Raw genomic sequence first — 22,844 nt, 5'->3', positions numbered from 1 at the left:
ATTGCAACATAAAAATTACAAAATCATCGATACTAAATGGATAACAGGTAATTAGGGCAATCAGCTTGTTAAAGCTTGACGTAAGCTCAGTGGTCTCATATCAGTCCAATGTTGATTGATATAATCAAGACAAGTCTGCTTGTCTCCTTCACAGCCTACTTCACACCATCCCCCAGGAATTGATTTATAACTTGGCCAAAGAGAGTATTGTTCTTCATGATTAATCAATACTTTAAATGTGCTATTTTCATTATCAAAGCTCATAACTTTTACCCAGACTGTAAATAAACGAAGTTGCTAGCAATGACGCCTCAACTGCAAAATTATTTAGTTTTATTTCACTCAAAATTAAATCCAGACGCTCAGCATTGCAGTTTCGTTGATGGTTAAATCCCCAAAACCAATACTTTTGTTAATCATAAGAAAAAAATAAAACACAAAAAGTAAACTTTGCACTTGACAGCCCTCCTTTATAAAAAATAGAATAACTGATAATTATTATCATTTGCGTTGTTGTTATTTTTGAAATGCTTAAGGAGTAAGTAGCTGTGTCTCAATTTGCGGTTAAGTGGTCGCGTGTTATTTCTGAAAACGAGTCAAAATTACTTGTATACCTATCCAGTATTTTACGCTGTCCGTATTTAGCTGAAGATGCCTTGCAAGATACCTATATTCGGTTAGCTGGCATGTCCACAAGCCAGAATGAAGCCATCAAAAATGCAACTAGTTTTTGTTATCAAGTTGCACGAAATATCGCTATCGATATGTTGAGGAAGTTCAATCGTGAAAATTTAGTTGATATTGAGGCCAGTCATTTTGAACAACTGACTGACCACCAAATAGATGTTGAATCTAAATTTGAGAGTGAGCAGCTAAGTGGAAAGATCAACGATACAATTGGAAAGCTATCTCGCCGCCATCAAAACATTCTTTCTTTTTATCGTCATGGGAGACTTAAACAGAAAGAAATAGCCAACCTTTATAAAATCTCTCCTACCTTAGTCAACTTTATGATCAAAGAAGCTATCAGTAGCTGCCAAACGGAGTTAGTTAGCCATTAGCGATTGATTAGGGCCTGTTGACCTTTGCTGTTTGATTTTTGTTCTTCTGAGTGTGTTTTGGTAGCGGCGCTCGACTTGCCGCCTAGTAATCTAGGCAAAAGTTGAGCAACAATGAACAAAGCGTACTCAGGTGAACCCAAAGGGCAGCGCTTGACTGGCATTTCTACTGTGTTATCACCTGACTTACATAGAATAACTATGCTACGCAGGCTCTGCCTTGTATAAATACCAGTCAAACTGCTGCAAAAACAAACTTGAAAGATCAACAGGCCCTAGTATAAAACAGCGCACCGATCACTCTGGCTGTGCGCGAAGCTTTGCAGCGATAAAATCGGCATGGGCAACATAAAACAGCCCGGCTATTTTCCGAATGATATGGTCTTCATGGCTGTCGAGTTCGCCATCTGCATAAGCTACGTGCCACAATAGCTCAATGACCTCGATGCGCTCAATGTCGCTGGTGTGGTTATTCACTTGCTTGGCAAAAGAATACATATCTACTGCCTGTTCCACCAGTTGCTGCGCTTGTGTTATCAGTGCACTGACTTGCGGTTCAGGCAATTCACAACGCGTTTTTAGCAGCTCCGCAATTTTATCGAACTCCGACTGTTGTAGTTTGCCGTCCGCTCGCATCACTTCGACCAGTAATGCAGCAAGCGCGGTATTAAAGTCGATTTCTTGTTTCGGTGATGATTCCTGCAAGCTTTGAAATAGTTTTTTAAGTTGGTTAAGCAAGTAGCTAATCTCCCATGTGATATACTGTAAATGTAGCAGACTAAAAGGACAGTTATGCGTAAGTTATCATTGAGACTAAATCCATTAAAGCTAAGTTCCCTAGTTGTAGGTGTAACACTGCTCTCGGCGTGCCAATATACACCGGTTCCACGAGGCGAACCTGAAAAGCTCTATGACTTTGACCACAAAGTACATTATGAGCAAACCACGTATAACGATGACCACTTTCGACTGGCAATTAAGCCAGATAGTTATGCGCATTTTAGGCAACAAAGCGTATTTTTGCTGCGCCATGCCAAACGCTTATGCCAAGGTAGTAACCCACAGTTGACATTACTTGGTGGCGTTCAAGGCTTTGATAAGATGCCATTAGAGCCACGACCTTATCAGAATGACTTAACGGTAGACGTAAAATGTGTGGCCAAATAGCCACACATTTTTGTTAGCGCTATAAATCTTTTTCAGTAACCCGCTCTGGGTTTAGTCTTTATACCAGTTGTATTAAGTAAATGATCTATCTTGAAGCGGGAAAATAGCTTTAGTAGCAAGGCAAAAATTTTACTATTTTGTTGTTCTAAAAGAGAAATTTTTAACGAAGCTAATATGCTATTTCACCCTTCAAATTGATTAGAGAATTAATTCAATTGGTATTATATCCCCAAGGCGCTGTTGGTGCAGCGACAGGTTTCGTTAAATCAAAGTCCACTCGAAACTCTCGCCCTTCACGCACCAAACGATAGGTAAACTGCTCTGGGTAGATATACATCTGCCATGTATTTCCGACTGACTGTGGGATCCCTTGCTGGACGAATAACTGTTTTGAATATTCGTCAGCTGGGAACGACTGCACGGTATTAAATCCCGCATCTAGGGTATGACCACCATACATAGTAGAAACGTCGTCGCTGCCATCTTCATGGCGGTGATCGTGCTTTAAGCTCAAACCACCCCCTGTTTTGGTGATGATCCAAGTTCTTGAAGCATCTTTTCCTACATGAAATGGAACTTGAAGCTCAGCGTCACTGCATTTACGAACGTGCATCACAAGGCGCGCATCACTAAAGCTGCTTGGCCCTTGATTATCCACCGTTACTTTACCTTCGTAGGCTTTACCACAATGCGCTTTAATAGCGTCAAAAAATGCATCATGGCTTGGGATGGAAACCAGCGGGGCAGGACGCGCGAAGGCTGCGCAGCTCAAGGTTGCGAGTAGCGCTAAAAGTTAATTTTTTCATTGGAGACACCTAAAATAAATAAAGCCAGAGCTTAATCAGCTTCTGGCTTTGTGGCAAAATTATTCGACCAAATTGAGTAAACAGCTATTATTGCCAAGGTCTTGTCGTAGCAAGCTGCTGCTCAAAGGCATCAATTTGAGCATTTAATAATTCGGTCTCACCGATAAAGTCAAGGCCACTCAAGAGGCGTGCTTTGATGTCTTCTCGCACCTCAAAGTCAATTGGTGCAATACCCGCTCCGCTTATCTGCTGCGCTTCTAGGTCAATACTCAAATGTACTTGTGATTGTTGCTCGCATGCATCGAAGAGCGCATCTAACGTGCTGGCTGGTAACGCAATGCAAAGCATTTGGTTATTACCACAATTATTAAAAAAGATATCGGCAAAGCTCTCGGCTAAGATCACCGTAAAACCATATTGCTTTAGCGCCCATGGAGCATGCTCACGAGACGAACCACAACCAAAGTTGTCACGGGTTAACAAGATTGACGCGCCCTGATATTGTCGATAGTTAAGCACAAAGTTCGGATCTGACTGGCCATCTTCAAGATAGCGCCAATCATAAAACAGCGCTTTATCAAACCCATCGCGGCTGGTTGAAGTTAAAAACTGCTTGGGAATAATTTGGTCTGTATCAACATTGTTTTTGTCTAATGGCGCAACTAGGCCCTGATGAAACACGCTCATGACGCCTCTCCTCGAATATCAGTAAAGTGACCTGCAATTGCCGCTGCGGCAGCCATTGCTGGACTCACCAAATGCGTACGACCGCCTCGCCCTTGGCGCCCTTCAAAATTACGGTTTGAGGTCGATGCACAGCGTTTTTCTGCGCCAAGACGATCATCATTCATCGCCAAGCACATAGAGCAGCCCGGTTCACACCACTCAAACCCCGCAGCTTTGAAAATATCGGCTAAGCCTTCTTGTTCGGCTTGCTGTTTTACTAATCCTGATCCCGGGACGATAAGCGCTTCAACGCCTGCCGCTACGTGCTTGCCCGCCACCACTTGTGCCGCCGCACGCAAATCTTCAATACGGCTATTGGTGCAAGAGCCAATAAATACGGTGTCGACTTTGGCATCGCTTAGCCTTTGTCCTGCTGTGAGGCCCATATATTTCAGCGCGCTGCGCATCGCATCCGCTTTGACTAAATTAGGTTCATCGTCAGGGTTAGGTAATAGATCATTAATCCCAATGACTTGTTCTGGGCTTGTCCCCCAAGTTACTTGAGGTTGCACACTGTCAGCATCCAGCTCCACAACACGATCAAATTCAGCATCCGGGTCGCTATGCAGGGTTTTCCAGTAGTGCACCGCAGCGTCAAAGTCTTCGCCTTGAGGTGCAAATGGGCGACCACGTAAATACGCAAAGGTTTTCTCATCAGGTGCGATCAAGCCAGCTTTCGCCCCCATTTCAATACTCATATTACACAGCGTCATCCGCGCTTCCATCGACAGCGCTTCGATCCCCGTCCCACAAAACTCAGCCACATAACCAGTGCCACCAGCTGTGCCCAATTGCCCAATCACAGCGAGGATCAAGTCTTTTGCAGTCACGGTCGGACGCAACACGCCATTCACCTGAATTTTTAACGATTTGGCTTTTTTCTGTTGTAATGTTTGCGTGGCCAGCACATGTTCAACCTCTGATGTACCAATACCGTGAGCCAGCGCTCCAAATGCGCCATGCGTTGAGGTATGGCTATCGCCACATACAATCGTTGTACCCGGCAAAGTGATCCCTTGCTCAGGTCCCATTACGTGCACTATGCCTTGGTTAATGGAATTCAAATCGTAAAGCACAATGCCAAACTCTTCACAGTTTTGTGCCAACGCTTGTAGCTGGTTTTTGCTCACCTCACTGGCAGCATCAATCGAACGGCTCTTGGTCGAGACATTATGATCCATTGTTGCAAAGGTTTTTTCTGGACATCTTACCGGACGATTCTGCTCTCTTAATCCCGCAAACGCCTGCGGTGAAGTGACTTCGTGTACTAGATGACGGTCAATGTACAAGAGATCGGTTTGCTCGTTTAATTTAGCAACCACATGGGATTGCCAAATTTTATCGTATAATGTTTTTGCCACTTTCTCTTACCTTTATTAAACCCTGTCGACGATCGCTTGCGCGACATCCATAGTAGTAAACCCTGCTTGAGGATAGATATCCGGTGTACCTACACCATCTTTCACCGCCTCTGCTACTGCCTTTTCAATTGCGCGTGCCGCTTCGTCTTGCGCCAATGAATAACGTAGCATCAGCGCGACACTTAAGATTTGTGCGATTGGGTTTGCCACCCCTTTACCAGCGATATCTGGTGCTGAGCCGCCCGCAGGCTCATATAAACCAAAGCCCGATTGATTTAGACTTGCCGATGGTAATAACCCCATGGAACCCGTGATCATTGCACATTCATCAGAAAGGATGTCACCGAACAGGTTGTCGCACAGTAGCACATCAAACTGGCTTGGTTGCTTTACCAGCTGCATCGCAGCGTTGTCGATATAGATGTGATCAAGCGCCACATCTGGGTATTCTTTCGCGACTTCATTGACCACTTCACGCCACAGTACACTGGTTGCCAGCACGTTGGCTTTGTCTACAGAAGTCACATGATTGCTTCTAAGTCTCGCTGCATCAAAAGCAAAACGGGCGATGCGTTCGATTTCTTTGCGCGAATAGGTTTGCGTATCAAACGCCGACTCGCTTTCGCCCTCACCTTGGCGACCTTTTTCGCCAAAATAAATCCCGCCAGTAAGCTCACGGACGCATAAAATATCAAAGCCTTGCCGGCTAATGTCACTGCGTAGTGGAGAGGCGGCGCTCAATGCGGGCAATAGCTGCGCAGGACGCAGATTACAAAATAGCTGAAAGTGCTTTCTAAGCGGTAATAAAGATGCCCGCTCTGGTTGCTCATTTGGCGGTAAGTGCTCCCACTTAGGCCCACCCACAGAGCCAAATAGAATCGCATCAGCAGCTTCACACGCGGCTAATGTCGCCGCGGGTAGGGCTTCGCCAAATTGGTCTATGGCCGCACCACCTATCGCTTGTGGTGACTTTTCTAAAGCAAAGTTGAACTTAGTCGCCACTTTATCTAATACCAGCTCAGCGGCTTGCATCACTTCTGGACCAATTCCATCTCCAGCTAGTACGGCGATTTTGTAGTTTGCTTGACTCATCCTGCTTTCCTTTGTTGTTTTAGGCTAGACACTTTTTGTGCTCTATCAATTAGGTTATATACTCGGATCATGGCTCTCACTGACGCTTCGACAATGTCGGCTGCAAGTCCCACACCGTGATATTGCTTACCATCAAATTTGGCAATAATATCGACTTGGCCCAGTGAACTTGCTCCTTTACCCGTCGCATCAAGGTTATATTCCACCACTTCCACCGCCATGCCAGTGATACGCTCGATAGCTACAAACGCCGCTTCCACAGGACCGTTACCGGTTGCCGCTTCTTGCTTAAGCTCACCATTCAAGGCAATCCCCACAGTCGCGCTCGCGATAGATTGAGAGTTAGAAGATGCATTGACGAACTGTAATTGGTAGCGCTCGTCTTTGTCTTTGATTTGGTTGAAATAAATCATCGCTTCAAGGTCATAGTCGTAAACCGTGCCCTTTTGATCGGCTAACGCCAAGAAGCTTTCATACAGGCTATCCATATCGCAATCCGATTTCTGGTAGCCAAGCTCGGTAAGACGATGCTCGATAACATGTCGGCCAGAGCGTGAAGTCATATTTAACTGATTACTCGGCACACCAACGGTTTCTGGAGCCATGATTTCATAGGTGTTTTGTGCCTTTAAGACGCCGTCTTGGTGAATACCCGAGCTATGTGCAAAGGCATTTTCACCCACAATTGCCTTGTTTGGCTGCACCGGCATATTGCAGATTTTAGCAACTTGGCGCGACGCGCGATAAATCTCTTCGCTACGAATATCGGTATGTACTTTTAGGTGGTCTTGGCGCATCTTCATGATCATCGCCACTTCTTCTAGTGAGCAGTTACCTGCACGCTCACCAATACCATTGATGGTACATTCGATTTGTCTTGCACCGGCTTGTACCGCCGCGATTGAGTTTGCCACCGCAAGTCCTAAATCGTTGTGACAATGGACGCTTAGTCTGGCTTTGTCGATGTTAGGCACATTATTTCGAATATGGTAAATCATCGCTGCATACTCGTCTGGCGTGACATAACCTACAGTATCAGGCAAGTTAATCGTAGATGCACCGGCATTAATCGCCGCTTCAACAATACGACACAGATCAGAGTGTGGCGTACGGCCAGCATCTTCACATGAAAATTCAACATCATCAGTATACTTTCTGGCTTGAGTTATGGCCTTAATCGCCATGTTAGTCGCATCATCTAAACTCATTCTTAACTTATGTTCTAGATGCAGAGGACTGGTTGCAATAAAGGTGTGAATGCGGCGCTGCTCAGCACCTTTAAGGGCTTCGCCACACGCGTCAATATCTTTACTAACCGCACGAGCAAGGCCGCAAATTGCGGGGCCTTTCACCTCGGCAGCGATGCGTTGTACCGCACGAAAATCAGCCGGACTTGATACTGGAAAACCCACTTCCATGACATCCACATTGAGACGACTAATGGTATGCGCCAGTTGTATTTTATCTTCTTCTGTTAAGCTGGCTTTTAACGCCTGCTCACCGTCCCTTAATGTTGTATCGAAAATCCAGACTTTATCTTGCATACCCTTATCCTCAGCCAAAAAAAAACCCCGCAAGTGCGGGGTGTCTACAGTAAATGTCGCTCAATTTGCGCAATTACACCCCACCCCTCTGGTTTACCAGTAGGAGGTTAAGAAGGAGTGAAATACGCGCAGTCATTTTCATTGAGCTTAGTGTTCCTGTTGATGAATTGGTTATGTTTTAACATGCTTTAAAAGCGACAATCAAGCATAAATTATCCCAAAAATAGAGTTTAAACCTCAGTTTTTTGGCAATTTAAATTAAAAAAACACCAGATTTAGAAAATATATTTCAAGATTAGGAGTGAACACAGATAGGATATGAAATGAGCAGGATAATTTTGAATTTTAATTACCAATAAAAAAATAGCCAATTTAGGCTATTTTTTTATTGGTTCTGGATGTTTTGCATAACCAGAGGCACCTTTTGCGATATACCGCAACTGCCACTTCAAACGCTCGGTCAGTTCAGCGCGTTGTGGGGGATCTTGATCCAAAGCCTCAGCACCAGAGCTAAATACTAAGGTAACCATTGCTTCAGCTTGCATGTGGGCGTGATGGGTATCTACTCCAGTTTCCGTTTCAAGATAATGAGCAAGCTCTAAGATAAAATGTTTGATTTCTCTAGCCACGGCGGCTCGAAACGCAGGCGACGTGCCCGAACGTTCACGCAATAATAAACGAAATTGGTTGCTCGACTGCTCAATAAATTCCATAAAGGTGTGCACAGAAGTATTGATCACGCTACCACCTTTAGCGATGCGACGCCTTGCTTGGCGCATTAGTTGTCGCAAGGTTAAACCCGCTTCATCTACCATAGTCAGCCCGAGCTCGTTCATATCCTTAAAATGTCGATAAAAAGAAGTAGGTGCGATACCCGCCTCTCGTGCGACTTCACGCAGGCTTAAATTCGAGAAACTATGCTCAGCACTTAGTTGATTAAATGCCGCTTCGATAAGCGCTTGACGGGTCTTCTGTTTTTGTTGGGCGCGTACACCAGCCATGGACTTTCCCCAATTCGCTTCGAAAAATAAGAACAATAAACCGCAGTCTAAACCTTGACGCAGCAAGAATGAAATACTATTTTAGCGTACAGTTGTACGCTGAAATTAGATTTTGAGATTAATTGATGAAAAAACCACCCATTTTATGGACCAATGTGCTGTTCTTTAGCTTATCGTTTTTAGCTGCGATCACTTTGGTGCCTTGGTATGGCTTTGAATACGGTTATACCACCAGCCACTGGGTAGCTTTTGTTGCCTGTATGTTTTACGCCGGTCTGTCGATCACCGCTGGGTATCACCGCTTATGGGCCCATAAAGCCTATGACGCCCATCCTGTGATCCAAGTTATTTTTGCGTTGGGTGGCGCATTCGCGTTACAAAACAGTATATTACATTGGAGTAGCGATCACCGTGTGCACCACGGTCAAGTCGACGACCCAGTAAAAGATCCGTACGCCGCAACACGAGGCTTCTGGTATAGCCATATCGGTTGGATGCTGAGAGATTATCAAGGCGAGACTTACGGTGATTATAATAACGCCAGAGACTTACAACGTAACCCTATCGTGATGTGGCAACACAAGCACTATATGAAATTGGTGTTACTTACGAATATAGGCATCCCGTTAGTGCTAGGATTATTACTCGGAAATGTGTTTGGTATGTTGTTACTTGCAGGCGTACTCAGACTCGTACTCAGTCAACACTTTACCTTCTTTATCAATTCACTGGCACACATTTGGGGTAGTCGTCCTTACACCGAAAAAAATACCGCGCGAGACAATGGTTTGCTAGCCCTATTCACTTACGGTGAAGGCTACCATAACTTTCATCATATTTTTGCCAGCGACTACCGTAATGGTATTCGCTGGTATCACTATGACCCAACTAAATGGCTGATCCGCACTTTTGCAGCACTGGGCCTTGCCAGTAAGCTAAAACGCACTCCGGTTGAGCGCATTGAAAAAGCCAAAGCGGAGACCTTGTTGAATAAGACTAAAGTCAGTCTCGCAAAATTGCCTTTGGCGCAAGATAAGCTTACATTGTTACAACAAGAGTATGATTTACTTCTTAAAAAGCTTCAAAACTACTGTACTGTACAAAAGCAGGTACTCGAAGCGAAGAAAGAGGCAGTACTTGCACAGTGCGAACATTCCGCACTGATGCAACAATATAAAGAGCTAGAACAAGCTTGGGAAAGCCAAAAACAAGCTTGGATTGCACTAAATTCGAGGCTACTGAAAACGGCATAACGTTCAGCGGCCTCAATAACTAAAGGGGTGAGGCCGTGAGCAAAAAAGCTGCAGAAAAAACCGAAACTGTTCCACAATCCTATCAATACGATGCCATTATTATAGGCACCGGACCTGGCGGCGAAGGCGCCGCCATGAACCTCTCTAAAAGTGGTAAGAAAGTCGCGGTTATCGAACGCCAGCATGCGGTTGGCGGTGGCTGCGTGCACTGGGGCACCATTCCCTCAAAAGCGCTTCGTCATTCTGTCAGTCGTCTAATTGAGTATAAAGCAAATCCACTTTATCGTTTTACCGAGCGCCCGCAGCGCCATACCTTTCAAGATATTTTGCACCATGCCAGTGATGTGATCTCAAAACAGTCAACATTGCGTTCTAGCTTTTATGGTCGTAACCGCATTCACTTATTCCAAGGCGATGCCAGCTTTGTTGACGCAAATACGGTACAAGTCATTCATCAAGATGGTTCGCAAGAGTTACTCACCGCTAAAACCATTGTGATCGCCACAGGCTCGCGCCCATACCGCCCACCAGGCGTTGATTTTAACCACCCTCGCGTCTACGACAGCGACACTATTTTAAGCCTTGAGCATAATCCTCAGCGCGTATTGATATACGGCGCGGGGGTCATAGGCTGTGAATATGCCTCAATCTTTAAAGGACTGGGCGCAAAGGTAGACCTCATCAACACCCGCGACCGCTTATTGGCCTTTATGGATGCCGAGATCTCTGACGCACTCAGTTACCATTTTTGGAATAATGGTATTGTTATTCGCCATAACGAGGAGTTTGCGAAAGTAGAGACCCATGATAAGGGGGTTATTGTGCATCTACAGTCTGGCAAGAAAGTACGTGCTGACTGCATTTTATGGGCCAATGGCCGCTCCGGTAATACCGAAACACTCAACCTTGCAAGTGTAGGTCTAAAGGCTGATAGCCGTGGCCAGCTTAAAGTCAACGAACACTATCAAACTGAAGTAGATAATATTTTCGCAGTAGGAGATGTGATTGGCTATCCAAGCCTAGCCAGTGCAGCGTTCGATCAAGGGCGTATTGCAGCCAATGCGATTGTGCATGGTGCCTGTGATGATCGTTTGATAACCGATATCCCAACCGGCATTTACACCATTCCAGAAATGAGCTCTGTTGGTAAAACCGAGCAAGAACTCACCGCTGCGCGCATTCCCTATGAAGTGGGCCGCGCCCAGTTTAAACATTTGGCTCGTGCACAGATCACAGGCACTGAAGTTGGCAGCTTGAAAATTTTGTTCCATGCAGAAACCAAAGAAATATTAGGTATTCACTGCTTTGGTGAACGTGCATCCGAGATCATCCATATCGGCCAAGCCATTATGGAGCAAAAAGGAACGGGTAATAATATCGAGTACTTTATCAATACTACCTTTAACTATCCAACAATGGCCGAAGCCTATCGCGTTGCAGCACTAAACGGCATTAATCGTCTACTGGATTAATGCATCGTATGGCATAAATAAGCGTGACACCTTGAGCGTCACGCTTATTGTTATAAATTAAAGCGATACTCCGCGCTGAGTCGCCACACATTATCGCTTTGCTTAGGCTTACCGTTAAAGGCCTCGCGGTTTGCAACTGTGGTTGCCAGACTCAAAAACTCTCCGCCCACAAGCCAATTGCTATTAATTCGATACTTCACTGTAGCGGTCAGTGCATGGCCATCACTTTGATTAGGGTCGAACTGCCAATCATCTTTGTCGATGACTTTGAACTGCTCCCCCCGTAAGGCAAAGCGCCACTCATCGCGCTGATGTGTGAGTAGCAAAAACCAGCTATTAAAGTCATTATCAACGCCTCGATTGGCACCCATTGCGGTATTACCCAGCATGCCTTGTGCGAGTATATGGGTCTGCGGTGTTAACTTGTAACGCCAAGCTGCACTAATAAATTTAGTGTCCCACGCATACTGCCCAGTTCGGTAGTTGATCTTACTTGGATCGCCATTATTATCGTACCAATAGACATTGATCTCACTACGGTTTGAAAAGTCGCGATGATACCCAAGATAATAACCAAATCGGCCATCTACTTCCGAAAACGGTTCAACATGCTGTGCTTGATGTTGTAGCTGCGGTGTGTTCAACGACTCTACCGCGGCAAAGGGGAGACTTTCGTTAAACACCGACTGCCTATCATGCACGGTAAAACCTCGCCATGCGAGTAAAGTGCCAGCCGGATCATTCCCCTTAAAAACACCAAACACACCTTTGAATCCCTGACCGCGGCTACGACGCGTCTGCGGCTGCTCAATCGCGACTTCACCTCCAAATACCCGCACTTCCTCACCAATCCAAGCGTTGATAGCCGAATACTGGTAGATATAGGGTGATGACCAGCCAATATCTGGGTTCTCAATAGAAAACTTCGGATAAAAGCCACCTGCTCGCATAATAAAACGGCGACCATTTTTGGGTAGTGTTCGATATTGCAAATACAGTTCTGTAAAACCGAGCTTGTCATCTGGGTCTGGCACATACTGTGTTACCCCGTGCAAAGACCAAGCGCTGGCAAAATCTACACGCCAATCAATAGCGCCTCGACTAAGCGTAATATCTGACTCCCCTTTCCCAAAACGCGTAACGCCCCACCCTGGCTGATACCAAGCTTTACGATTATCATCATGCTGCCAGGTCGTTTGCAGTTGTCCTTGTCCTGAAATTTCAACGGCACCTACTTGCCCTATGGCGAATAATGCCAGAGCGGCACTGAGCTTAGTAATCATCGAAGCCATCGGAGAAATCCTGAAGTGGAGCAACCAGAGTTTGCTTAATTTGATAGGTAATTGCTTGAGTGTTGTTCACAGCAGAGAGCGCATGCTGTTCTATTTTGTCTATATTTTCGAATCTTTCATGCCATACATTCAGCTTTAGTGCGCTGGCTTGCTGAGCACCTAAGTCAATTGATACTTTGCCGCTGCTATCCGTTACCGCAAATAATGGGCTATCTACAACCACGATATAGCCCAGCATCCAATCGTGAATATTACAACCAAGCTCAACCACACCGGTTTGATCAAATAATACTTGTTTCGGGTCATCGCGATACAACTTAAGCTCGAATGGCTTTGCAGCAGAGAACGAATAGACGTGGTGCAGAATGGGATCTAAATTCGGAAACGAGACTTGTGTGCCTGCTTGCACCATCAAAATATGTGGCACAAACGCTTTATCCTTTTGCTCCATTTTATAATCTAACGTCGTTCTTTTGTTATCAAAGCCATCTCCTTGCAACCACACCGCGACATTCGCGAGTGGCTGTTTATCAGCATCGACTATTTGCACTTCAAGGGCATTGACTAGACCGGCTTGTAGCATTGCCATCATAACAGCAATACGCCCAAAAATTGTTAGGTTTAGCATAAGCAGTTCAACCTATCCTTATTATTTTTCTTAGCTTGTCTACACTAGACCGAGCGGAATAATTATTACATTCATCGCATTTACAGCATGAATACGTATGCAACTTTTACGTGAACGTTAGCATACAACAGTAAGCTTAGCTGATGTGCAAAAGAACACGAATTTTCGTGCCGACAACAAGAAGGAAAAACTATGCGCCCCATGTCACTTTCCCTGATCGGATTAAGCTTGTTTACGACTACGAGCTTTGCCGCATCTTTAGCTGTGAGTTCGCCAGATGGCAAAATCACTTTTACCTTGAGTGATGATAATAGCCAGCCGATCTACCAAGTCAGCTTTAACGACAAAACCATTATTCAACCGTCTAAACTTGGTTTTGATTTCGCAACAGCTGCATCGATGCGCGATGGCTTAAGTATCACCACACATCAGCGCAATAGCGTCGATAGCAGTTGGCAACAGCCTTGGGGCGAAGCCCGGGTGATCCAAGATAAGCACAATGAGCTTGCAGTCACCTTTGCTAAGCAGACAGACAAGTCGCCGCAATATACTGTGCGTGTAAAAGTATTTGATGACGGTGTCGGCTTTCGTTATGAGGTTGCTCAAAATCAAGCGCTTTATATCACCAGAGAATTAACCGAATTCGCCTTTGCACAAAGTGATAAAAGTACCGCGTGGTGGATCCCTGCTCGTGGCTGGAATCGCTATGAATATGTATACAACACCACACCACTGCACGATGCCCCACATGTGCACACCCCGTTTACCTTAAAGAATCAAGACGGAGTTCATATCAGTGTGCATGAAGCGGCCCTAATTGACTATGCGGGTATGACCTTAAACCAGCGTCGCCCGGGAACATTTGTTGCTGATCTAACACCTTGGTCAGATGGCGTTGCAGTAAAAACCAATGGTAAGTTCAATACACCTTGGCGCACCCTGCAAATAGGCGATAAAGCCACCGACTTGTTGAACTCTCACCTTATTTTAAACCTCAACGAGCCAAATAAGCTCGGTGATGTATCTTGGGTTGAGCCGGGTAAATATATCGGCATTTGGTGGGGCATGCACATCAACAAAAATACCTGGGGCAGCGGCGATAAACATGGAGCCACTACGGCGCGCACTAAAGAATATTTGAGCTTTGCCGCTGACAACGGCTTTGATGGCGTGTTGGTTGAAGGTTGGAACATCGGCTGGGATGGCGACTGGTTCTTCAACGGTGATGTCTTTAGCTTTACCGACGCCTATGCTGACTTTAATATTGACGAAATAGCCAAGCACGGAGAAAAAGTAGGTGCACGCCTAATTGGTCATCACGAGACGTCTGGTAACGTCAGCAACTATCGCAATCAAATGGAGGCGGCCTTCGCACTCTACGAAAAAGCAGGCGTTCGCCAAGTTAAAACCGGTTATGTAGCCGATGGTGGCAACATCAAACGCATTGATGCCAAGGGCAATGCCAAATTCGAATGGCACGATGGTCAATTTATGGCAAATGAGTACTTAGACAACGTCAAACTCGCGGCCAAACACAAGATCAGTATCAATACGCATGAACCAATCAAAGATACCGGCCTGCGTCGTACCTATCCAAACTGGATTGCGAGAGAAGGCGCTAGAGGGCAAGAGTTCAACGCATGGGGCACGCCACCAAACCCACCAGAGCATGTGCCAATGCTCGCCTTTACTCGCATGTTAGCAGGCCCAATGGACTTTACTCCGGGTATTTTTGACATGGGCTTCAACGGCCTTGGCGATAAAACCAACCGCCCACAAACCACCCTCGCCAAACAATTAGCGCTTTATGTTGTGCTTTATAGTCCAATTCAAATGGCGGCCGATTTGCCAGAAAATTACCTCGCTAAGCCAGACGCCTTCCAATTTATCAAAGACGTACCCACCGACTGGGAACACAGTATCGCACTTGCAGGAGAAGTGGGTGATTATGTTGTTTTTGCCAGAAAGGAGCGCAAGCATAAACAATATAGTGGTAACGATTGGTTCTTGGGCGCAGTAACTGACGAGGAAGCGAGAGAAATTCCTATTACTTTAGATTTCCTTGAGTCAGGTAAAACCTTTGAAGCGCAAATCTACGCGGACGGTAATAAAGCCGAATGGAAACAAAACCCGTATGAAATGAATATTTACCGTAAAAAGGTAACAAGTGCCGACAAACTCACATTAAAACTGGCTGCCGGCGGCGGTGTTGCTATTCGCTTTAAATCGCTTTAAACATAAGGTGACTACCCAGCAGCTGGGTAGTCACCGCTTTGATCTGTACATTTAGTAAACTATACAGTAGGGTGAAATAGTCAATTAAGACATTCTTATTTCAAAGGAAAATAATATGAAACTTACCCTAGCAAAGAAAAAACTAAAACAATTAGACTATCAACAGAGCCAACTTGCCGTAAAACTCACACCGCAAGCAGCTGGTGGTAGAGGACCAGAAACCGGCGTTATGTGTGAAACGACTAATAACGATTACTGGTGTCAACGTCCAAGTTCACCGGCTGTTACCTGCAGCGTAATGGAACGCTGTTTATAAACATTTCCCACCATATATAGGCTAGATATTATAAAAATATGTAGTTAGCCTATTTCTCAGTCAAACTCTCTATATGCTCAACGGCCAGCTCTCACTCCCCGCCGAGCTGAGTTATAAGTAATAATTTACTGACATTGATAGCTTGGTGTTACACCATTAGCAACTTCCCATTTCGCCGTTAATAGCGACGCAGGGCCATTACTGTCATGGGATAGCTCCCAATTCATAATGCCACCGGCATTGAGCTTAGCGTACTGCGTTTTTGCGCGGATCGTCGGGATACCATTGTAGTAGCTGCTACCATCACTATCGCGACAGGCATTGGCAGGGTTCTCTTGTAGTAAGGTGCGATACGCTTTCCAAGTAGGTCTTGCATAAAATGGTACGCCTAATACCGTTTTTTCTTTACTGAGCCCACGACCTTGCCAGTAAGCTATTGAGTCTTTGGCGTATTGCATAGAGGCATGATCAGTATTGTTCGCGTCGTACGCCATCAAATTTAAAAAGTCGATATCTTGGAATACAGATTCCAACACGCCACCACCGGTATAGCCAAGCGCCACCACAGCTGCCGTCAAGAATTTACCTCTGGCGCGTAACTCAACGCTCAGTTCCTTCATCAGTAATGCATAGTTATTTGCCGAAGCTCCGGGATCTGGGTATTCCCAATCCATATCAACGCCATCTAGATTATGCTGCTCTACAAACGCAATGACCTCTTGCACGAAACGGGCTCTGCCTTGCTGTGAACTGGCGAATGTCTCAAATGCACTATCGTCGCCTCCGTTCCAGCCGCCAATGGCAATCCCCACTTTTACATTGTTGGCATGCGCCGAATTTACTAGCGCTGTCATTTTGCTTAAATTTTCAAGCGGTCTCAGTGTGCCATCTGCATTGGGTAGTAAAAATGAGTAATTGATATGGGTGAGTTTATCAAACTGAATATCACTCACGGCTCCCTGCCAACTTGGGAAATAGCCGACAATTTTAAAATTAGGATCGCCAGGAGGAACCTCGTCAGACACGACACTGAAGTTCACCGCACTCGATTCACCTCGTGCCCCAGACACATCAGTTGCATAAACAGTTAATGCGCGATTACCTAGTCCCTGCGCTTGCCACATCACCTCATAAGGTGCACTGTTGTCAGAGGCGACAAGCGTGCCATCGAGATAGAATTCAACACTGTCGATTGCGGTGTTTTGCGGATGGCTTACTACCGCCGCTAGGCTAACTGATGAGCCCACTAACACTCGTGCGTTACTACTTGGGGAAGTGACCGAAACTTGAGGCAATGGCGTTACAGGATCACAACTGCCATTGGCTTGCCAGACATCATAAGTATTGGAATTTTGCGCTGGGTTTTGGTTTTGTGTCCACCATTTCGCGGTGTATTTAGCTGACTGATAAGTGACTGCGTCGCCACCTGTATATACCTGCTGTGATTGCCATTGCGTTAAGTTGCTACAGTCTACCGCCAGTGCAACTTCCATCGCGCCCAAGAGCGGAAGTGCAATTAATAAATTTGTATATTTCATTACCTTTTTCCATGTTGTATATCGGCTAAAGCAAGTCGTGCCGAGTTTAAATAAATGTTAACTTGCGATTCTAGCCTACCAGCATGAACAAATTTCGTACAACGCAACTCACTACGACCTTAGTCTAATGAAAATAGAAAATACTTCTTCTCTTTACACCATTTATCCATCGGTGATAATGCTCGTTTATAAAATGTCCAACTAGTGCAGCGAGACTGTACAGATAAGGCTTAGCTCAGTATGCTTGCGGGTTTAGGCGCTATAAAGAGAATAATTAAGAGATGAGTACGGCATTTTCAAGACGATTTGTAACCTTAGTCGAGCAATTTTCAGGTGGTAATAAACGCCAATTTGCCCAGCTAACAGGTAAATCCCCTTCCCATATTTACCGTATTTGTCGCGGCTTAAGTCGTCCTTCAATGATATATCTTGAGCACCTTTATAGCCTATTTGCCGTTGATCTGAACTGGTTACTTACCGGTGAACAACCCTTAGATAAACCACAAGGTCAGTTTAAAGATGAACTTACCCTCATACCTAAACTTGATATTGAGGCCAGTGCAGGTATGGGTAGTGTAATTGGTCATGAAGAAGTCACCGAGCAGTTTGCACTCAACCGTCGTTGGCTAAACTCCCATCTTGGCGTGTATTCTGAGAAGCTCGCCTTTGTCTCTATCCGTGGTGATAGTATGCAGCCCACCTTGCTAGACGGCGATATGGTACTCGTTGACCTTTCACAGAATCAACCTAGTAAAGATGCAGTTTATATCGTTCAAACGGATGAGGGTTTAATGGCTAAGCGAGTGCAACAAAGGCATAACCAGCTCAAAGTGATCAGTGATAACCCTGATTACCCAAGCTGGGAGATCACCGCTGATAATGCCGACAGTCACGGCATTGCAGGGCGTGTTGTTTGGTGTGGTCGCAGTATCTAAACTGCAACGTCACTATCCGTGTGATGCTGGAGCATCACACGGACTTAGCCAGCTTTTCCTGCACATTTGCTGTATTCACAAACTGGCTCAACACCAATGAGCACACCGCAAGTGCAGCACCAAAGTAAAATACTAAGGATTGATCGTATAACCATACTAAGCCAAAGCTTGCAGGGATCACTACTGCAGCAATATGGTTAATGGTAAAACTAACCCCAGCTGTTGCTGCGATATCTTCTGGCCGAGCAATTTTTTGAAAATACGTTTTGAGTGCAATAGCCATCGCAAAAAACAGATGGTCGATGACATAAAGCGCTGCTGCAAAGCTTGCTGACTCTACCAATGCATAACCAATAAATACAAAAATGAGTCCCACATATTCGATTGTCAGTGTTTTACGCTCACCAATATGCCCAATCATTTGACCAATCTTGGGGGCAATAAATATGTTTATCAAATGATTCAACATATAAAGCGTGGTGATCTGTGCAACATCAAAACCAAACTTTTCTACCATTAAAAAACCCGCAAACACCATAAATATTTGTCGTCTCGCACCCGAGAAGAAAATCAAGGCATAATATAGGCCGTACTCTTTTCTCAAAATAAGCTTTTTATGCTGCGTAGTATGCATTTCAAAGATAGGAAAGCCGATAAACATAAATAGCGCAATGATAAAGCCAACCCCTCCAATAAGCAGATACATCCACTGATAGTCTGCAGAGAAGTAGCTAAAACCCAGCCATATCACCGCATAGGTGATCAGAGAGGCGATGGATTTAATAGAAAGCAAGATACCCAGTTTGGCCGGCGCCTCATCTTTATTGAACCATTGTAAACTGAGTGATTGATTCAGCGTCTCGAAGTAGTGAAAACCTATCGACATTAACACTGTGGTTGCATACAAACCATAAATAGTAGGCAACAAGCCCGTAATCGCGACGCCAAGCGATAACAAACATAAACTGATCAGTGCGAAGGTTTGCTCCTTTAACACCAATAAAACAAATACCGCTGTAAACGCTAAAAACCCGGGGATCTCACGCAGGGATTGCAACATTCCCATATTAGCGCCATTGAAGTTTGCGGCTTCAATCGCAAAGTTATTGAGCATAGCCATCCAACCTGCGAACGTAACGGCCATAACTACAGTAGCGAGCACTAAGAAATTAAAAGGACTTTGCCATCCTTGAGAAGCATTCTTCATGATTATCTCCACATAAAGCACAACTATTAAAAAGTTATGGCTATAATATGGCCACACGTTAATTTCTGATATACATAATTATGCCAAGTTCTTTATCAAAACAGACAACTTCTCCTTGGCGTATTCAGCCCAAATATAAGCGCTTCTTAAAGCCAAGCCTTGGCCGACCAATCCTGCCAAGAGCGGTAAAAAAAGCAGAGTGGGAGCATGTTCAAAGACACCAACATGAGTGGGGGCAGCTTGCATATACAAGCAATGGAGTCATCACAATTGTGACTCCTGAAGGCACTTTCGTGATCCCGCCAGACCAAGCTTTATGGTTACCTCCGGGCCTTCCACATGAGACATATTGTCGCTACGGTGGGGATTTTCGTAGTGTCTATATCGACAATAAATACACCGAGTTACTAGGGAATAAAGCGAAGCTAATTGCGGTAGATGAACTACTGAAGCAATTTATACTGGAGATCTGTACTTGGCAGGAAGAGTACCACTTAGATGAAAAAACAGAGCGATTTATTACGGTCTTTATTGATAGGCTAACGTCGGCTACAAGTTGCCATTTTTTTATTCCAAGTGCCCAAGACGCGAGAATTTTGCCCATTGTGACAGAGTTGCACAATAACCCAGGATGCAAAATAAATTTAGAAACATGGAGTGAACAGGTCGGCGCATCAACCCGTACACTCAACCGCTTATTTCATAAATGCTTTATGATGGGGTTCAGTGATTGGCGCCAAAAACTAAGAGCTATCAAAGCGATTGAGCTTTTGAAAGATGGATATTCTCAGCAACAAGCAGCTGAATATTTGGGTTTTGAATCTACCGCTGCATTTAGCAATGCGTTTAAAAAAGTCTTTGGCAAACCACCGGGACAGTACATTAAAAAGTAATGGTAATTTGGGATCAATAAATACTTTCCCACTAAATATTATGAATGCACAAATCGGCGGGTAAACCACCTAACCGTGTTGTACTGTGGTGGGAGCGAGTTTACCTCGCGAGGTTTTTTCCGGAATTTCATTGCAACCCATCGGTGGGTGAACCACCTAACCGTGTTGTACTGTGTTGTACTGTGTTGATACTGTGGTGGGAGCGAGTTCACCTCGCGATGTGTTGATTAGCTTGCGAGATTTTTTATATCTCAAATTTCTATACCCCAAACAGCAAAAAACCCGTCGCATTGCTGCAACGGGTTTCTCTTATTTGGCCCTGGCGATGTTCTACTTTCACATGGGTAATCCACACTATCATCGACGCTGTTTTGTTTCACTTCTGAGTTCGGCATGGGGTCAGGTGGGTCCAAAACGCTATAGTCACCAGGAAATTCTGTTCATCAATGAAGTCTCCCTCATTAATGTAAATCCGGAAAAAGCTATTAAATTCTTTGTCTACTTTAGTCTATTAACTTCTGTTAGCTAAGGCCTCCATGGATGGAGGTCATGCTAGGAATTGTCTGGAACAATTCTAGTAAACCACTTTGGCGTTGTATGGTTAAGCCTCACGGGTAATTAGTACGAGTTAGCTTAATGCCTCACAGCACTTCCACATCTCGCCTATCAACGTTGTAGTCTTCAACGGCCCTTCAGTTGACTCTAAGTCAAAGTGAGAACTCATCTCGATGCCTGCTTCCCGCTTAGATGCTTTCAGCGGTTATCAGTTCCGAACGTAGCTACCGGGCAATGCAATTGGCATCACAACCCGAACACCAGCGGTTCGTCCACTCCGGTCCTCTCGTACTAGGAGCAGCCCCTCTCAATTCTCAAACGCCCACGGCAGATAGGGACCGAACTGTCTCACGACGTTCTAAACCCAGCTCGCGTACCACTTTAAATGGCGAACAGCCATACCCTTGGGACCGACTTCAGCCCCAGGATGTGATGAGCCGACATCGAGGTGCCAAACACCGCCGTCGATATGAACTCTTGGGCGGTATCAGCCTGTTATCCCCGGAGTACCTTTTATCCGTTGAGCGATGGCCCTTCCATTCAGAACCACCGGATCACTATGACCTACTTTCGTACCTGCTCGACGTGTCTGTCTCGCAGTTAAGCTTGCTTCTACCATTACACTAACCGTACGATGTCCGACCGTACTTAGCAAACCTTCGTGCTCCTCCGTTACTCTTTGGGAGGAGACCGCCCCAGTCAAACTACCCACCAGGCACTGTCCTCAACCCCGATTCAGGGGCCTAAGTTAGAACATCAACACTACAAGGGTGGTATTTCAAGGTCGGCTCCACAGAAACTAGCGTCTCTGCTTCAAAGCCTCCCACCTATCCTACACATGTAGGGTCAATGTTCAGTGCCAAGCTGTAGTAAAGGTTCACGGGGTCTTTCCGTCTAGCCGCGGGTACACAGCATCTTCACTGCGATTTCAATTTCACTGAGTCTCGGGTGGAGACAGCGTGGCCATGGTTACACCATTCGTGCAGGTCGGAACTTACCCGACAAGGAATTTCGCTACCTTAGGACCGTTATAGTTACGGCCGCCGTTTACCGGGGCTTCGATCAAGAGCTTCGCCTAAGCTAACCCCATCAATTAACCTTCCGGCACCGGGCAGGTGTCACACCGTATACGTCATCTTACGATTTTGCACAGTGCTGTGTTTTTAATAAACAGTCCCAGCCACCTGGTCACTGCGGCTCTCGTTTGCTTACAGAGCAAGTCCTTCACAAACAAGAGCGTACCTTCTCCCGAAGTTACGGTACAATTTTGCCTAGTTCCTTCACCCGAGTTCTCTCAAGCGCCTTAGTATTCTCTACCTGACCACCTGTGTCGGTTTAGGGTACGATTCAGTATGAACTGAAGCTTAGAGGCTTTTCCTGGAAGTAGGGCATCAACAACTTCACCACCTTAGTGGCTCGTCTCGACTCTCAACCTTAGCAACCCGGATTTTCCTAAGTCACCAGCCTACAGCCTTTCACATGGACAACCAACGCCATGCTTGCCTAGCCTGCTCCGTCCCCCCATCGCATTCATACCGAGTACGGGAATATTAACCCGTTTCCCATCGACTACGCTCTTCAGCCTCGCCTTAGGGGTCGACTCACCCTACCCTGATTAACATGGGATAGGAACCCTTGGTCTTCCGGCGGAGGAGTTTTTCACTCCTCTTGTCGTTACTCATGTCAGCATTCGCACTTCTGATATGTCCAGCATGCCTCCCGGCACACCTTCAGCCACTTACAGAACGCTCCCCTACCCCGCATA

At 45.5% G+C, this 22,844-nt stretch carries 20 protein-coding genes and 2 rRNA genes (1 of these 22 only partly in view); 8 read left to right on the top strand and 14 right to left on the bottom strand.

The features are described from left to right. Window positions 1–60: 60 nt before the first annotated feature. Complete coding sequence (locus tag PPIS_RS15725; RefSeq protein ID WP_010374390.1) at window positions 61–264, bottom strand: MbtH family protein; 204 nt, start codon at window positions 262–264, stop codon at window positions 61–63. A 284-nt stretch (window positions 265–548) separates the two neighbouring features. Between PPIS_RS15725 and PPIS_RS15720 the strand changes: the two genes are divergently transcribed. Further along, a complete protein-coding gene (locus PPIS_RS15720) occupies window positions 549–1,061 on the top strand; it encodes an RNA polymerase sigma factor (RefSeq protein ID WP_010374388.1) in 513 nt (170 codons plus the stop codon). Window positions 1,062–1,355: 294 nt separating this feature from the next. On the opposite strand, the gene PPIS_RS15715 is transcribed toward PPIS_RS15720, so the two are convergent. Continuing rightward, on the bottom strand, window positions 1,356–1,796 hold the full coding sequence (locus PPIS_RS15715) for a tellurite resistance TerB family protein (RefSeq protein ID WP_010374385.1): 441 nt from the start codon (window positions 1,794–1,796) through the stop codon (window positions 1,356–1,358). 54 nt (window positions 1,797–1,850) lie between these two features. On the opposite strand from PPIS_RS15715, the gene PPIS_RS15710 reads away from it, so the two are divergent. Beyond that, complete coding sequence (locus tag PPIS_RS15710) at window positions 1,851–2,225, top strand: hypothetical protein (RefSeq protein WP_010374383.1); 375 nt, start codon at window positions 1,851–1,853, stop codon at window positions 2,223–2,225. A 211-nt stretch (window positions 2,226–2,436) separates the two neighbouring features. Here the strand turns inward: PPIS_RS15710 and PPIS_RS15705 are convergent, their stop codons facing one another. The 6 genes from PPIS_RS15705 to fabR all read right to left on the bottom strand — a co-directional run bounded on the left by PPIS_RS15705 (window position 2,437) and on the right by fabR (window position 8,755). After that, on the bottom strand, window positions 2,437–2,997 hold the full coding sequence (locus tag PPIS_RS15705) for a hypothetical protein (RefSeq protein ID WP_010374381.1): 561 nt from the start codon (window positions 2,995–2,997) through the stop codon (window positions 2,437–2,439). A gap of 121 nt (window positions 2,998–3,118) precedes the next feature. Then, window positions 3,119–3,718: a 3-isopropylmalate dehydratase small subunit gene (gene leuD, locus PPIS_RS15700; RefSeq protein ID WP_010374379.1), complete on the bottom strand. Its 600-nt coding sequence runs from the start codon at window positions 3,716–3,718 to the stop codon at window positions 3,119–3,121. Further along, the gene (gene leuC / locus PPIS_RS15695; RefSeq protein ID WP_010374377.1) at window positions 3,715–5,118 is read right to left on the bottom strand and encodes a 3-isopropylmalate dehydratase large subunit; all 1,404 of its coding nucleotides are present in this window, start codon (window positions 5,116–5,118) and stop codon (window positions 3,715–3,717) included. The genes leuD and leuC overlap by 4 nt, the downstream gene beginning before the upstream one ends. 15 nt (window positions 5,119–5,133) lie before the next feature. After that, complete coding sequence (gene leuB, locus PPIS_RS15690) at window positions 5,134–6,210, bottom strand: 3-isopropylmalate dehydrogenase (protein ID WP_010374375.1); 1,077 nt, start codon at window positions 6,208–6,210, stop codon at window positions 5,134–5,136. Beyond that, window positions 6,207–7,754: a 2-isopropylmalate synthase gene (leuA, locus tag PPIS_RS15685; RefSeq protein ID WP_010374373.1), complete on the bottom strand. Its 1,548-nt coding sequence runs from the start codon at window positions 7,752–7,754 to the stop codon at window positions 6,207–6,209. Before leuA ends, leuB begins: the two co-directional genes overlap by 4 nt. Before the next feature lie 377 nt (window positions 7,755–8,131). Beyond that, window positions 8,132–8,755, bottom strand: coding sequence for an HTH-type transcriptional repressor FabR (fabR, locus tag PPIS_RS15680; protein ID WP_010374371.1), 624 nt, complete (start codon window positions 8,753–8,755; stop codon window positions 8,132–8,134). Window positions 8,756–8,880: 125 nt separating this feature from the next. On the opposite strand from fabR, the gene PPIS_RS15675 reads away from it, so the two are divergent. Together PPIS_RS15675 and sthA are read left to right on the top strand one after the other, a co-directional pair. Further along, window positions 8,881–10,008, top strand: a complete 1,128-nt coding sequence (locus tag PPIS_RS15675; RefSeq protein ID WP_010374369.1) for an acyl-CoA desaturase — start codon at window positions 8,881–8,883, stop codon at window positions 10,006–10,008. A 35-nt stretch (window positions 10,009–10,043) separates the two neighbouring features. Further along, window positions 10,044–11,480, top strand: a complete 1,437-nt coding sequence (gene sthA, locus PPIS_RS15670; protein WP_019647413.1) for a Si-specific NAD(P)(+) transhydrogenase — start codon at window positions 10,044–10,046, stop codon at window positions 11,478–11,480. 50 nt (window positions 11,481–11,530) lie between these two features. Here sthA and PPIS_RS15665 read toward each other — a convergent pair whose 3' ends face one another. After that, window positions 11,531–12,772, bottom strand: coding sequence for a hypothetical protein (locus tag PPIS_RS15665; RefSeq protein WP_010374364.1), 1,242 nt, complete (start codon window positions 12,770–12,772; stop codon window positions 11,531–11,533). Continuing rightward, entirely contained in the window at window positions 12,753–13,400 is a 648-nt protein-coding gene (locus PPIS_RS15660) for a methylamine utilization protein (protein WP_010374362.1), read from the bottom strand. The genes PPIS_RS15665 and PPIS_RS15660 overlap by 20 nt, the downstream gene beginning before the upstream one ends. A gap of 201 nt (window positions 13,401–13,601) precedes the next feature. Between PPIS_RS15660 and PPIS_RS15655 the strand changes: the two genes are divergently transcribed. Together PPIS_RS15655 and PPIS_RS15650 are read left to right on the top strand one after the other, a co-directional pair. Then, on the top strand, window positions 13,602–15,635 hold the full coding sequence (locus tag PPIS_RS15655) for a glycoside hydrolase family 97 protein (RefSeq protein ID WP_026345582.1): 2,034 nt from the start codon (window positions 13,602–13,604) through the stop codon (window positions 15,633–15,635). A gap of 115 nt (window positions 15,636–15,750) precedes the next feature. Then, window positions 15,751–15,951: a hypothetical protein gene (locus PPIS_RS15650; RefSeq protein ID WP_010374359.1), complete on the top strand. Its 201-nt coding sequence runs from the start codon at window positions 15,751–15,753 to the stop codon at window positions 15,949–15,951. Between the two features lie 125 nt (window positions 15,952–16,076). Here the strand turns inward: PPIS_RS15650 and PPIS_RS15645 are convergent, their stop codons facing one another. Beyond that, window positions 16,077–17,489: a glycosyl hydrolase family 18 protein gene (locus PPIS_RS15645; protein WP_010374357.1), complete on the bottom strand. Its 1,413-nt coding sequence runs from the start codon at window positions 17,487–17,489 to the stop codon at window positions 16,077–16,079. Window positions 17,490–17,770: 281 nt separating this feature from the next. Between PPIS_RS15645 and PPIS_RS15640 the strand changes: the two genes are divergently transcribed. Further along, on the top strand, window positions 17,771–18,424 hold the full coding sequence (locus PPIS_RS15640; RefSeq protein ID WP_010374355.1) for an XRE family transcriptional regulator: 654 nt from the start codon (window positions 17,771–17,773) through the stop codon (window positions 18,422–18,424). Window positions 18,425–18,458: 34 nt separating this feature from the next. Here the strand turns inward: PPIS_RS15640 and PPIS_RS15635 are convergent, their stop codons facing one another. Beyond that, the gene (locus tag PPIS_RS15635; RefSeq protein WP_010374353.1) at window positions 18,459–19,631 is read right to left on the bottom strand and encodes an MFS transporter; all 1,173 of its coding nucleotides are present in this window, start codon (window positions 19,629–19,631) and stop codon (window positions 18,459–18,461) included. Window positions 19,632–19,711: 80 nt separating this feature from the next. On the opposite strand from PPIS_RS15635, the gene PPIS_RS15630 reads away from it, so the two are divergent. Continuing rightward, a complete protein-coding gene (locus tag PPIS_RS15630; RefSeq protein ID WP_010374351.1) occupies window positions 19,712–20,524 on the top strand; it encodes an AraC family transcriptional regulator in 813 nt (270 codons plus the stop codon). 317 nt (window positions 20,525–20,841) lie between these two features. Here PPIS_RS15630 and rrf read toward each other — a convergent pair. Continuing rightward, a 5S ribosomal RNA gene (rrf, locus tag PPIS_RS15625) occupies window positions 20,842–20,955 on the bottom strand. A 166-nt stretch (window positions 20,956–21,121) separates the two neighbouring features. Then, a 23S ribosomal RNA gene (locus PPIS_RS15620) occupies window positions 21,122–22,844 on the bottom strand (it continues 1,162 nt past the right edge of the window).

This window comes from Pseudoalteromonas piscicida, assembly GCF_000238315.3.
Classification (GTDB): Bacteria; Pseudomonadota; Gammaproteobacteria; order Enterobacterales; family Alteromonadaceae; genus Pseudoalteromonas; species Pseudoalteromonas piscicida.
Note: the sequence above shows the minus strand (reverse complement) of the source record. Positions and strands in the feature narration are given on the sequence as shown.